The following is a 13,471-nucleotide window of genomic DNA, read 5'->3' as shown; positions in this document are numbered from 1 at the left end:
GTCAGGCCTTTGCGGGGATAATGTCGAAAGCGATCGTCATGCGCTCCCCGTCGGTGAAGGGGAACGTGCCGTGCCACATCGTCGACGGGAACAGCGCTAGACGACCGGGTTTGGGTTCGACCGCGCCGTAGGGTTCGAGCGGAAGCGCGAGTTCGGGGGGCGGATTGCCGAACTGAAGATGGCCCGAGGGCGCGGGACCGAGGTCCGCCTCGTCGGGCACCGTGACATAGAGTGCCGAGCTGATCCAACCCATCGGATGGGTATGCGTGGCGTGATAACCGCCGGGACGCAGCCGCACGGACCAACTGCCCGCGAAAAGGAACCGTCCGCGCGGGGCCGCCAGCAGGGAATGCGCGGCGTCGAAGGGTGGCAATTCGGCGATGTACTTCGAGACCGCAGCCTCGATCTTGGAGCGTACCGAGGCGATTACCGGGTCGATGCGCAGCAGCAGGGGGCGCTCGGTCTGGGTGCCGCCGCGCACCGACTGCTCGTGCCACGGCTCATGCATGGTGTGGAGCGTGCGCAGGGTCCTGGCCAGTTGCGCGAGTTCCGGAGCGGTGAAGTCCAGGTCGAAGATCCTGACATCGCGCATCCCGGCATCGAGCCAGTCCACGCGAGCATCCCCAAGCATGCGCCAGCTGAGCGAGAGGTAGGACCAGAACGCCCGCATGGCCGGTTTGCCGAGATGCTTCAGGCAAACGTCGCGCGCGCGTTCCAACTGCCCGCTGCGCAGGAAATGGCGGACGCGGGCGAGGTCGAGGCCGACGTCCTCAACTCCCTCGACACCATCGAACAGCGCAGCGTCGTCTGCCGCCTCGCCGCTCTCGCTGGCGATGAACAGCTTGCCAAGCAGCGAAGGCTGACGTTCGCCCAGCGCTGCTTCGGCATCGGCAATGACGGTTCTTGCCTCATCCCACTGCCGAGCGGTTGCGAGGACGTGGAACCACGCCATGCGCAAGCCGAAGTTGGCAGGATCGCGCTCGATGGCGAGCGGGAAGCTGCGGGCGAAGTCGCTGTCGCCCGAAGTTGCGCGCATCCCGCAAAGACAACGATGACCCTCTATCCACGCGGGATGCTGCGCCAACACGGCCTCGAGCAGCGCCTCCCCTTCCCCGTGCCGTCCCTCGGCAGCCAGCGCAGTCGCGCGGCTGCGCTGCAAGTCGATCCGAGCCGGTTGCAGACGCTGTGCAGCAGCATAGAGATCTGCAGCATCCAGCCCGGCCTCGAAGGAAATCTGGGCCAGACCCAGCGCCACGTTCGCATCGTCCGGCGCTGCCTTCGCAGCGAGCAGGATGGCATCGAGCGCACCGCCCAGGTCCTGCCGCTCGCGAAAGGCGATGGCGCGCTGCAACAGGACCTGCAGATCGCTCATGCGGCGCAGTTGGCCTTGATGAACTGCTCGTGCGTCGGCTGCTGCAGCGCCGCGTGGTGCATGGCCGCGCGCAGCTTGGCGAGCCATTCACGACCGTCGATGGCGCGATAGTCCGCCAGCGGATCGGTGCGTTCCGGGATGTTGCCTTGCCCGATGTGCACCGCGAGCCATGACGGCGCGCCGAACAGGTCAGCATCGCGCTGCACCAGGCGACCGTAGCGGCGGAAATGCTCGATCTTGGTGTGGAGCGTATCGGGCACGTCCATCGCCGCGCAGTAGCGCCACAGTTCGCTGTCGTCGCGCGTGGTGAGTTTGTAGTGCAGGATCAGGAAGTCGCGGATGCGTTCGTACTCACTGACCGCAATGCGGTTGTATTCCTCGATCACGATCGGATCGAAGGTGCGGTCCGGAAACAGCGCCAGCAGCTTCGAAATGCCCGCCTGGATCAGGTGAATGGAGGTGGATTCGAGCGGCTCCATGAACCCGCTCGACAGGCCCACCGCGACGACGTTCTTTTCCCAGAAGGACTTGCGCCGCCCAGTCACGAACCGCAGCGGACGCGGATCGGCGAGCGGCTTGCCATCGAGGCGCGACAGGAGCTTTTCCGCTGCCTCGTCCTCGGACAGGAACTGACTGCAGAAGACATAGCCGTTGCCAGTGCGGTGCTGCAGCGGAATGCGCCACTGCCAGCCTGCTTCGCGCGCGGTCGAACGGGTGTAGGGCGTCAGCGGATAAGCGTTCTCGCAAGGCACCGCCATGGCGCGATCGCAGGGCAACCAATGCGTCCAATCCTCGTACCCGGCCTTGAGCGCGCCTTCGATCAGGAGGCCGCGAAAGCCCGAGCAATCCACGAAGAGTTCGGCCTCGACTTTGCGACCGTCTTCCAGCGTGACGCCCGTAACGAAGCCCGTTTCGGCATGCTGCTCGACACTTGCGACCTTGCCTTCGATGCGGGTGACGCCCTTGGCCTCGGAGTACTCACGCAGGAACCGTGCATAGAGCCCCGCATCGAAATGATAGGCGTAGTCGAAGGTGGACAGTACGTTGCGCTGATCCGGCATCGGCGGCGCAAAGCGGTTTTCCTTTGCCAGCGCCCAAGCCATCGAATGTTCGTCGAGCGGCGCCGTATCCCCTGCTTCGCGCGCGCGCAGCCAGTAGTGATGCAGGTTGACGATGTCGAAAGCGCGGCCATGCGGACCGAAAGGGTGGAAGTAGCTGTTGCCGAGGCTGCCCCAGTCGACGAATTCGATGCCGAGCTTGAACGAACCCTTGGTCTTGCGGACGAATTCACGCTCGTCGATCTGCAGCGTTTCGTTGAAGGTGCGGATCGGCGGAATGGTTGCCTCGCCAACGCCGACGGTGCCGATCTCATCGGATTCGACCAGTGTGATGCTGCAATTGTGCCGCAACGCCTGCGCCAATGCTGCGGCGGTCATCCAGCCAGCGGTGCCCCCGCCGATCACGGCGATGGAGCGGATCATCAGGCCAAGATCGTTCATCCCTCGGTGCTCATGCAAGTCATGCCTCTCTCTGGCGTCCCTTCTTCCCTACCGCTCTTGCGGCGATATTGGAACGGAAGGGCGAGACGCATGTGCGCCCCGCCCCTCCCTGATGCGACCCGAATTTGTCGTGAGGAGGTGTCTGGTCCTCCTCCCGCCAGCATCAGAAGTTGTAGCGGACCGAAGCCGACACGGTGCGGCCGAGCGCCGGTGCGCCGCCGATCACGGTCGGGTTGACCGACGCATCGGCGATACCGCCGTTGCCACGCAGATCGAAGGTGTCGAACACGTTGTAGACCTGCAGGCCCAGTTCGAGGTTCTTCACCGGATAGACGCGGAGCGACGGGTTGAAGATAGCCTTGCCCGGATATTCGAAACCGCCATCGTCGATCGCGCTGGTCTGGCCGGTCATCGCCAGGCCGACCGTGACGAGATCGCCGAAGTCGTAGTTGGCCGAAGCGGTGTAGATCAGATCAGGCAGGTTCGGCGAACGCGAGTAGGTGGTAGCACCCGCCGTCTGGCGCTTGGCCTTCGAGTAGGTGGCGTTGCCGACGAAGCTGAAGCCACCGTTGCGGTAGGTCGCGAAGAACTCCGCGCCGGTCGACTTGAACTTGGCGTCGATCACGCAACCGCCCGAACCACCGGGGCAACGCGTTGCCGAAAGCTCGTAGGTCGACTGCTTGAAGTTGCCCTTGAGCAGCGTCATTTCCATGGTGAACTGGCCACCGAGCAGATCGCCGCGGCTCTTGATGCCGAGTTCGTGCTGGGTGACGAAGTCCACCGAAGGCGTCACGCCGTCAGCAGTACAACCGTTGCTGCCGATGTCGCTTGCACGGCACAAGGCACCATCGTTGCGGATCTTGCCGCCCAGGGTCTGGCGGTCGCTGTTGAAGCGGCCACCGCGCGAGGTGCGGGCGAAGATCGTCAGGTTCGAGGTCGCCTTGAAAAGCGCACCGACAGTCCACGAGGTGTAGCTGCGCGTGTAGTTCAGGTTCTCGCGAACGCCGTCGGCGGTGATCGCCGGGATGGTCACGCCACCGCTGTTGACCGGGAACTCGCTGCCGCCACCAATGGCGTAGCCGGTCGACTTGATGCGCTCGAAGCGGACCGAACCGTCGACGCCGAACTGGTCGTGGTCGAAATCCAGCGAGAGGTACGGCGCGGTGTTGGCGTACGAGAGGTCATAATCGCGCGAGCAGCAGCTGCCCCAGTTGTTGTTGTAGCCCGAGGTACCGGCCTGCGTCAGCTTGTTGCCGGCGCTGTCGAACAGGTCGAGCTGCGAGGGATTGTTGCCGTTCAGTTCGCGCAGCGACTTGTTGACGTGCCAGTCCATCGCGATCTTCTGGTTCATGTAGAACAGACCGGCGCGGGTGGTCAGCTTGCCCGAGGCAACGTCGAACTTGCCAGCCACCGTCAGGTCGTTGGCGAAGCTGCCGATGTCGCGGATGTTGGTGCGGACATTGACGTTGTTGTCGAGGTAGCGGTCGGTGAACAGCTGCCCGGCCTTGGGACCGCTGGCATAACGGATCGCGGCAACGGTGCTGCCGTTGACCGTCGAACCCAGAACCGAAGAAGTCAGTGCAGTGTTCAGGAACGGCGAGGCGAACGCACCGCTCATGTTGGTGTAGCGCATGTTGTTATCGACGGTGATGCCACCATCGAAATCATAGTGGAACTGGCTACCGAAGGACTGCGCCTTGGTGGTGATGCCGTCCATCTTGACGCGCTCGAGGTTGCCCTCGCGATTGTAGATCAGGAAGTCCTGGTTGTAGATCGAGTAGTTCGAGGAATCGCGACCATCGAAGCCCGGATAGGGGCGGATGTTCGTGACCTTCTTGCCGGTGATGGTGGCGAGCGCGGGGGCACCGGTGTAGTTCGGCTCCTGCGTGTCAGCAACCTTGAACAGCAGGCGGAAGTAGCCGCGGCCTTCATTGAATTCCTTGGTCAGGTTGCCCTTGACCTGGAACGAGTCCGACACGGTATAGTCGGCCTTGAGCGGGCCACGGCCGGTCTTCACGAAACCGCCGACGTGGAAGTACATGGTGTCGTTGATCGGGCCGCCATAGCGGAAATCGGCGCGGGTCTCGTCGTAGCCGAGACCACGGTTGATCGAGACGAAGCCACCTTCCTGCTTGCCGGTGTGGCTGATGTAGTTGATGACGGCGCCAGGTGCCTGCGAGGCGAAGGTGCCGGCCGAGCCGCCGCGCACGCCTTCGATGTTCTGCACCGAACCGTCGAAGCGGGTCCAGTAGTCGTTGTTGCCGAACTGGATGTCGCCGAACAGGACGGTGGGCAGGCCATCTTCCTGGATCTGGACGAACGGCGAACCGCCGGTGGCTACGGGCAAACCGCGCACGGCGATGTTCGAGTTACCACCGGGGCCGGCGGTACCGGCCACCTGGATACCCGGGATGGCGCGGAAGACTTCGGCTTCCGAGGTCGGGCGGATCGCCTGGATGGTTTCGGCCGAGATCGCGCTGACCGAGACGGCGCTGTTCAACTGGGTCTTGTCGCGACCCGATGCGGTAACGACGATCGCATCGAGACCAACGGATTCGGGCGCGGTCTCTGCAGCATCGGCCTGGGCTGCGTCCTGCGCTGCGGCAGGCATGGCAACCATCGCGCCGGAAAGCGCGACGAGCGATGCACAGGCGTAAAGGGGCGTAAGCTTCATATTTCCTCCCACCAAGAAGCTCCTGCAGCAGCTGCAGGAATCAGTCACCGTCTCGCTAGACGTCACTACAATCGTTTGCAACACCAATTAGCAATCGATTGCAGTGTTTCCCTGAACTGTGCCCGATGCGCAACACCTACCCCTTCCCGACAGGTCCTGGCCAAAGCAACATGATTGACATGCGCGGCGATAACATCGCATCAATCGGGCTTGGGGCGTTGCGCAAGATCGCGCGCAGAAGCGCTTGTGCAGGACATGCGAACTTCATGGACGACGTAAAAAAGCCCGTAAAGATCAAGAACATTGCTGAACTGGCAAGGATCGCCGGAGTTTCGGCGGGCACCGTTTCCCGCGCACTCGCCGACAAATCTCTGGTCAACAAGGAAACCCGCGAGCGGATCCAGGCACTCGCCCGCGAACACGGCTTTCGCCCGAACCAGATGGCGCGCCGGCTGCGCACGCAGCAGACTGGCGTCATCGGTGTCGTCATTCCGCTCGGCCATGAGCGACGCCAGCACATTTCCGACCCGTTCTTCATGACCCTGTTCGGCTACCTCGCCGACGAACTGACCGAGAGCGGACACGACCTCATGCTGTCGAGGGTCATCCCCGGTGACGAGGAATGGCTCGATCGCATCGTCGATTCCGGCATGCTCGATGGTGCTCTGGTGATCGGCCAGTCGGACCAGTTCGAGGTGATCGAACGGGTTGCCGAGCATTATCGCCCGCTCGTCGTCTGGGGCAGCCACCGCGCAGGCCAGAAGCAATGCACTGTCGGAGTCGACAATGCTGCCGGCGGCGCTCTGGCGGCAAGGCGGCTGCTGGCGCGCGGAGCGAAGCGGCTTGCCTTCTTCGGCGACACGCACGGCCCCGAGATTGCCGAGCGTCAGCGCGGGGTGGAACAGGCAACGGCGGGCTTGGCGGATGTCAGTCTGGCGACTTTCCCGACGCATCTGGCCAGCGATGAAATGGCCAGCCAGATTGCCGGCCATCTCGATGCCGTTGGCGATGCCGTCGACGGCATTGTCTGCGCCTCGGACATGATAGCGATGACGACGATCCGCATATTGCACGAACGCGGCTTTGCAGTGCCTGAGCAAGTCGCGGTTACGGGTTTCGACGATCTGCCGCTCGCCACCCGCATGGTCCCGCAGCTTACCACGGTGAAGCAGGACATTGCTGCCGGCGCGCGCGCCATGGTGGACTCGCTACGCCGCCGCATCGCCGGAGAGGACGCTCCCTCGACCATCATGCAACCGGAGCTCGTCCAGCGCGAAAGCGCCTGAAGCTCAGGCTATTGTGACGCGATCACCATCGAACTTGAGCGTGAAGCGCGGGGCGGGCGTTCCGCCGAAATTGCTGCGCAGCAATTCGGGATGGTCGGCGACGGTACGCCCTTCCATTCCCCAGTAATCGACGAAGCTCCACGCGACGCCTTCGCCGGTTACCCACCAGCTGTAGGACTGCTTCAACTCGTCGGCGGGATTCGCGGCGACAAGGCTGGTTCCGTTGATCGGCCGCCATGGGCCGGCCATGCTGTCGGCGACCATGCCGTAGAGTCCGTTCGGTCCCGCAACCGCCGCGGGGGAAAACGTGTGCGTTTGGGTGGACCAGAACAGGTAGTATCTGCCGTCGCGGACGATCACGTGCGGGCGCTCGAGCTCGTTATTGACGCCGACAGCATCGATCAGCGGATCGCCTAGATTCCAAGTCCCGTTGTTCAGCGTCGCGATGCCGATATTGCCGTTGAAAGGATCGTCAGACCACGCGGCGCTGCCGGTAAACAGGATGTGTGCCTTGCCGGTCGCGGGATCGCGCAGCCAGGCGGGATCGCGGAACCCCTTGATCTGCCCGGGCGCGCCGCTGTCCTGCCGATCGAGCACGTACCTTTCCCCGTCTGCCACAACGATCTCGCAGGGGGGCTGCCAATCGCCGGGCCCGGAAGCCCCAAGGCGGCCTTCGCTCACGAAGAGCCTCTGCTCGAAAGTCTGGGTCGGCTCGTCACGCCGTCCGGCGGCGGTGAAGAAGTGCTGCACGGTCACGCCGTCGTCCATCAGGACGGCTGATCCGGCCCACTCGCGACTGCCCGGATTCAGCCCGTCAGGAAAGGCGTTGCCGTGGTCAGTCCAACCGTCGTCACCGAATGAAATCAAGCGGATACGGGCGTGGCCATGGCGCTCGACCGGGTCGGCGAAGACGGGCGAGGACAGGAAGAACCACCAGTTGCGGCCGAGGTGCTCTACCGTCCGGCCGTCCTCATGCGCCAGGGGCCAGCAGTCCCACAGATCGAGGTGCTCGAACAGGCGGACGACATCTTCCTTGCCGATCAGGGGAATGCAGGGCGGATTGCCATAGCCGGTCGGCTCCCAACGGCTTGCGCCGAACGGACCAAGGGACTGAACTACCGCGGAAATCTGAGACATTTCGAACTTTCTGGGATGAATATCAGGCGCGCTTGCGCATGTGGAAGATGGTGACCGTCTCGGCCTTTGCGGGGGGCGAGGGCAGGCCGGCATGGGCGAGCCACGCGGCATCGAAGACCTGCGGAGCGGATTTCATCGCGTCAAACAGTGGCGCGCTGTGTGCGGCATGGCCGCCCTCGCCTCCGGCAATGCGAAGCAACTGCACCTCCCAAGTGCCTGAAAAGCCGACGAAAGGGAGCGGCAGCGGCTGCGGGCGGCGGTCTGCAGGAGGCTCTGCGCGGATGACGAAGAGCAGCAATTCGTCATCGCGTCCCTGGGCTTGCCACAGCATTTGGTCGGCGCCTTGGCCCAGCCAGACCCGGCCTTCGTGGAGCAGGTCACGCCATTGTTTGTGAAAGAAAATCCAGTCGGAAAGCTCGGCATGATCGGCATCGGAAAGCGTGCGCGGGTCCATTTCGACGCCGAGATGGCCGGTCATGGCCATGGCAGCGCGAAACGCGAGCGAATGGCGGCGACCGGTAGCATGCGCCGGACTTGCCGCGATGTGCGAGCCCATCACCTCAGGCGGCAAAAACGAGAGAAATCCGCGCTGTATGCCGATCCGACTGACGGCGTCGATGTTGTCGCTGGTCCAGTACCGATGGCAGAAGTCGGCCATTCCGGCGTCATTGCGACCACCGCCACCGGCACAGGACTCTACCTCAACTCTCGGGTGCGAAGAGCGAACTCTCGCGAGCAGAGCATAGACTCCGCGAAGCTGAGCGGCACCTCCGGCGGGCGCGAGATCGCGGTTGTGGTCCCACTTGAGGTAGGTGATCGGAAGCTCGGTCAGGAGGGTGTCGAGACATTCGAAAAGATAATCACGAACGTCCTCGCGCCGCATGTCCAACACGAGCTGGTTGCGCGCCGTCGGCCTTGCCCTTCCCTCTGACGCCAGCACCCAATCCGGATGGGCGCGGTAAAGGTCACTGTCCGGGTTGATCATCTCCGGCTCGACCCACAGGCCGAATTCCATGCCCAGCGCGTTGACGCGATCGGCCAGCGGCTTGAGGCCGTTAGGATACTTGCGCGGATCCGGCGTCCAGTCGCCAAGACCTGCGGTGTCGTCGTCACGGTTGCGGAACCAACCATCGTCGAGAATGAAGCGCTCGACCCCGACCGAGGCCGCAGCTTCGGCGAGCGCGACGATGCGGTCCTCGTCATGGTCGAAGTAGCAGGCTTCCCAGGAATTGAGATGCACCGGACGCGGGCGCATCTTGCCGCCGGGCCACTGCAGGCGCTTGCGCACCGCTTCGTGAAATGCCGCTGCCGCACCGTTCCGCCCCGAGGCCGAGACCGTGAAGATGGCGTCAGGCGCAGTCCAGATTTCGCCCGGACCGATCACGACCTCACCCGGTTGCAGCAATGCGCCTGCGCTGATCGTCCAGAAGCCTTCATCGTCGCGCTCGATCGCGATCCGATTGTCACCAGTCCACGCCAGTTGCAGCGCGCGGACCACTCCTGCGTGGAAGGTTGCGCCTTCATCCAGCAGGTAGGCCCCGCCCGGTCCACCATGGCCCGAAATGCCGCGACGGACTTCCCGCACCCACGCCTGTTGCGGCATCGGCTCGCAGCATTCGACAAGCTCGGCATTGTGCCGGCCGCGCCACGAGATGATCTCGCGCGCAGCGGCAGGAACGGGCAAGAGCGCACTGGCCAGCCAATCCACGGTGAAGGCTTCCGAGCCGATGTTGCGCACGGTGCTTCGGCATACGTATGCCGTGCCGACCACCTCGAACACCTGCTCCAGTTCGAGGCCCGAAATTTCGTCCCGGTGCAGGAAAGTGATAGCGCTGCTGGTTTGCGAAACACTTGTCGCTGCAAAGCCGACGGTCAGGGGCATCCCTGCCCGGCTCGCACGCAGGACCTCGGGGCCAAACCAGCCCAGACGGGATACAGGGGCCACACTCAACGGCACATCCTGATCGAGCGAGTAGGAGGCGGGCGCGCGGCTTGCAGACAGCGGCGGCAGATTGTCCACATGAACCGTCGGGCCGCAATGCCGCCAGACCGGGGACCCATCTTCCCGGACATCCCAGACCAGCGAGCCGGCGCCCGCGTGCAATGCAATCGAGCCCGTCATCACGCGGCCAGAGCTGCCTGTGGCATCGCGCTGACGCGGCCTTCGCGGACCCACAGGACCGAGAACCCGGCAAGCGCCAGCGAAACCCCGCAGAACATCAGCATGTTGCGCGGATCGCCGCCAAGCGCGAGCTTGTAGGCATCGAAGCCGATGGAAACGAAGCCGAGGTCAAGCCGGCTCATCACCACGGCGAAAAGCAGCATCGGGATGACGATCATCATATTGAAGATCCCCATGTAGACGCCGGTGCGCTGCGGCGGGATCGAATTGGTGAGGATCGCGTAAGGGTTGCCCATGATGCTGCCCCAGGCGAGGCCGATGCCGATCGCGGGCAGGAAGAGCAGCGCCTTGTCCGTGACGTTGGGCAGGAGGAACATGCCCACGCCGCCTGCAAAAAGGCACAGCGCATGGAGCGGCCCCGGCCCGATACGCTTGACCAGCGGCACCATGGCAAAGGCGGTGACGAACGAGATGGCGTTATAGAAAGCCGCGACTTCGCCGTTGGTCAGGACGGCGGTGTGGAACGCGCTGCTGTGAACGTCTGCCGTGCCATAGACCGTGCGGCTGATCGAATAGACGGCGTAGGTCCAGTACCCTGACATGCCGACCCACTGGAACAGGCTCATCAGCCCGAGCTTGCGCATGGCTACCGGCATATCGGCAATGGCCTCGCCGATCTCGCGCAGGGTGGCCGCCACGCCCTTGGGCTGGGCCTTGATGTGGGCCACTTCCTCGTCCGTCAGGGGCAGTTCGGGGACCCGGAGAACGGACCACAGGATCGTGGTCATCGAAAGCACCGCGCCGATCATGAAGACGATGCGCACGGTGTAAGGTATGCCGTGGCTGTCGACCCAATCCTGGTTCATGCCGAAGCCGACGAGCAGTGAGGGCGTGAGGAACGCGAGCATCTGGGCCAGACCGGTGAACGCGCTCTGCGAGAGGAACCCGGCCTGACGCTGGTCCGGGTTCAGGCGATCCGAGACATAGGCGCGATAGGGCTCCATTGTGATGTTGTTGCCGGCATCAAGGATCCACAGCAGCGACATCGCCATTAGTATCGAGCTCGACAGCGGCATGAAGAACAGGCCGAGGCAGCACAGTACCGCACCGATCAGGAAGTACGGCGTGCGACGCCCCCACTTGCTGGCAGTGCGATCGCTCATCGCGCCGATGATTGGCTGCACCAGCAGCCCGGTAATCGGGCCTGCAAGCTGGAGCATGGGGAGCTGGGATTCGTCAGCACCGAGGTAGCTGTAGATCGGGCCCATGTTGCCCTGCTGCAGACCGAAGCTGAACTGCAGGCCAAGGAAGCCGAGATTCATTTCCAATATCCGCGCCAGCGGCAGATGCGGTCTGCGGATACTGCTTGCAACTTGCATGCGCGAACTCTCCCATCGGGTTTAGCGACCCGTTGGAGCGATCATGTCACATGCGGATAAGAAAGACAACAATCGATTGCATAAGGTGGCGAGAAGGCCATCACGCCAGAGTGCGGCTAGTCCTCAGAACTGGATCGCGCTTGGCGGGGTGGTTGATAACACTGCTTCTGCTCGCTCGCGCATCCTGTTCGCGAACTGCCCATGCGTGATGACGTAGAGTTCGTTCGCGACAATGGCGTCGGCAACCATCTCTCCGACCAGATCGGGGTCCATCCAGTCGTTGCCAACCACTCGCTTGGCAAGCGCCTGTTCCGATGCGACGAAACCACTGCCCTCACGCAAGTGCGCGGGACGATTTCGGGCAGCCTCGTGGATGTTCGACCGCACGAAGCCGGGGCACAAGACGCTGCAACCGATGCCCTTTGCGGCAAGGTCCGCCCGCATGTTCTCGGACAGGTTGAGCACCGCGGCCTTGCCAGCGGCATAGATAGCCAGATGGCCGGGCATTACCACCGAGGCGGCGAGGGACGCCGTGTTCACGACATGACCGCCGCGTCCGTGCGCGATCATCTGTGGAAGGATCGACTGGAGACCGTTGACCACGCCCCCGAGATTGACGCCGAGACCGAAGTCCCAGTCTGCGTAAGTCGCCTCCAGCACCGGTCCTTCAACACCGACCCCGGCGTTGTTGACGAGGATGTCGACGCCCCCAAGTTCGTCATCAAGCCGCCGGGCGGCATCGGCATAGGCGGCGCGATCGGTGACATCGAGCTCCATGGCGATCACGCTTTCGCCAAGGCCCTCGGCCGTCATCGCCTTGAGGGCCTTGCCGATATGGTCGGGGCGCAGGTCGGCGATGATGACGAAGGCATCGCGTTTGGCCAGAGCCTTGGCAATCCCCAGACCGATGCCTGAAGCTCCGCCCGTAACGAAGGCATTGCGGCCGGCAAAGGATGTGATCGCCATAGGTCTTCTCCCACTGTCCCGGTCGATCATTCAGCCGGGTTTATCAGTACCTTGCACTGGTGCGTGCGCTTGCGCAGGCTCTCGAACACATTGGGCGTTGCATCGAGCGAAATCGTGTCGGTTACCAGCAGACGCGGTTCGACAGCGCCGCGGTCAAGCGCATCAAGGGCAGCTTCGTATTCCTGCCGGGTAAAGAAGGCAGAGGTGATCAACCGGACCTGCTTTGACAGCATGGCGAAGCTGTTGAAGGTGTCGGGCCGGGTGCAAAGGCCGAGCAGGACGATCGTGCCATCGTTGCGCACCTGATCGACGGCTTGCGCGATCAGGCCGGGAACGCCGACGCATTCGAACACTACGTCGGCCTTGCCGCCAAGCGCGCGTTCGGCGCTGCCGATGGGGTCGGCGGGATCGACGACGAAATCGTGCGCACCCATTTGCAAGGCGCGATCGCGTTGCCATTCGGCGAGGTCCTGCACGACCACGCGCCCTGCCCCGTAGCGGCGCGCCCAGAAGGCGACGGCGAGGCCGATGGGGCCGGCTCCGAGGACAAGGACCTTGTCGCCGATCTTCATCCGGCTGAGGGCAACGCCGTGGAGGGCGACGGCGAGTGGTTCGACGATGGCACCATCGGCAAGGCTGGCGCTCTTGGGGAGGCGGACGCACTGGTTGGGCCTGGTCAGCGCGTATTCGGCATAGCCGCCGCCCTGGAGGCCGAACTTCTCGCACCACTGGACTTCGCCCGTGCGGCAGTAGTGGCACTGGCCGCAGCTCTGCAGGGGGACGACCGAGACGAGATCGCCGGTCCTGAGGCCCTCGACGCCCTTGCCGAGTGCGACGACTTCACCGGCGAACTCGTGGCCGAGGATGGAGCCTGCGCCCTGCCCGTAGGCCGGGTCCTCGGTCATGTGCAGGTCGGAGCCGCAGATGCCGCAACGGCCAACCTTGACGATTACGTCGCCCTCACCCGGCGTGGGATCGGCGATGGTCTCGACGGCCAAGGGCTGGTGCAGGCCCTGCATCACGGCGGCGCGCATGG

The 13,471-nt window shown here is 63.8% G+C and carries 9 protein-coding genes; 1 reads left to right on the top strand and 8 read right to left on the bottom strand.

The annotated features are described in order from the left end of the window. Position 1: 1 nt before the first annotated feature. The 3 genes from I2488_RS02815 to I2488_RS02805 form a co-directional block, all read right to left on the bottom strand. A complete protein-coding gene (locus I2488_RS02815; protein WP_196274310.1) occupies positions 2-1,372 on the bottom strand; it encodes a putative 2OG-Fe(II) oxygenase in 1,371 nt (456 codons plus the stop codon). After that, on the bottom strand, positions 1,369-2,871 hold the full coding sequence (locus I2488_RS02810) for a tryptophan halogenase family protein (RefSeq protein ID WP_214652184.1): 1,503 nt from the start codon (positions 2,869-2,871) through the stop codon (positions 1,369-1,371). The genes I2488_RS02815 and I2488_RS02810 overlap by 4 nt, the downstream gene beginning before the upstream one ends. A gap of 163 nt (positions 2,872-3,034) precedes the next feature. Beyond that, complete coding sequence (locus I2488_RS02805) at positions 3,035-5,545, bottom strand: TonB-dependent receptor (protein WP_196274309.1); 2,511 nt, start codon at positions 5,543-5,545, stop codon at positions 3,035-3,037. Between the two features lie 266 nt (positions 5,546-5,811). Between I2488_RS02805 and I2488_RS02800 the strand changes: the two genes are divergently transcribed. Then, positions 5,812-6,831, top strand: coding sequence for a LacI family DNA-binding transcriptional regulator (locus tag I2488_RS02800; protein WP_196274308.1), 1,020 nt, complete (start codon positions 5,812-5,814; stop codon positions 6,829-6,831). Between the two features lie 3 nt (positions 6,832-6,834). Here the strand turns inward: I2488_RS02800 and I2488_RS02795 are convergent, their stop codons facing one another. From I2488_RS02795 to I2488_RS02775, 5 genes are all read right to left on the bottom strand, one after another. Next, positions 6,835-7,968: a glycoside hydrolase family 68 protein gene (locus I2488_RS02795; RefSeq protein WP_196274307.1), complete on the bottom strand. Its 1,134-nt coding sequence runs from the start codon at positions 7,966-7,968 to the stop codon at positions 6,835-6,837. Between the two features lie 22 nt (positions 7,969-7,990). Next, positions 7,991-10,090, bottom strand: a complete 2,100-nt coding sequence (locus I2488_RS02790; protein ID WP_196274306.1) for an alpha-galactosidase — start codon at positions 10,088-10,090, stop codon at positions 7,991-7,993. Continuing rightward, on the bottom strand, positions 10,090-11,412 hold the full coding sequence (locus I2488_RS02785) for an MFS transporter (RefSeq protein WP_196274305.1): 1,323 nt from the start codon (positions 11,410-11,412) through the stop codon (positions 10,090-10,092). Before I2488_RS02785 ends, I2488_RS02790 begins: the two co-directional genes overlap by 1 nt. 180 nt (positions 11,413-11,592) lie before the next feature. Continuing rightward, positions 11,593-12,435: an SDR family NAD(P)-dependent oxidoreductase gene (locus I2488_RS02780; protein WP_196274304.1), complete on the bottom strand. Its 843-nt coding sequence runs from the start codon at positions 12,433-12,435 to the stop codon at positions 11,593-11,595. 26 nt (positions 12,436-12,461) lie between these two features. Continuing rightward, the gene (locus I2488_RS02775) at positions 12,462-13,469 is read right to left on the bottom strand and encodes a zinc-binding dehydrogenase (protein WP_196274303.1); all 1,008 of its coding nucleotides are present in this window, start codon (positions 13,467-13,469) and stop codon (positions 12,462-12,464) included. Positions 13,470-13,471: the final 2 nt, after the last annotated feature.

The sequence above is a fragment of the Novosphingobium jiangmenense genome (assembly GCF_015694345.1).
Lineage (GTDB): Bacteria > Pseudomonadota > Alphaproteobacteria > Sphingomonadales > Sphingomonadaceae > Novosphingobium > Novosphingobium jiangmenense.
Note: the sequence above shows the minus strand (reverse complement) of the source record. Positions and strands in the feature narration are given on the sequence as shown.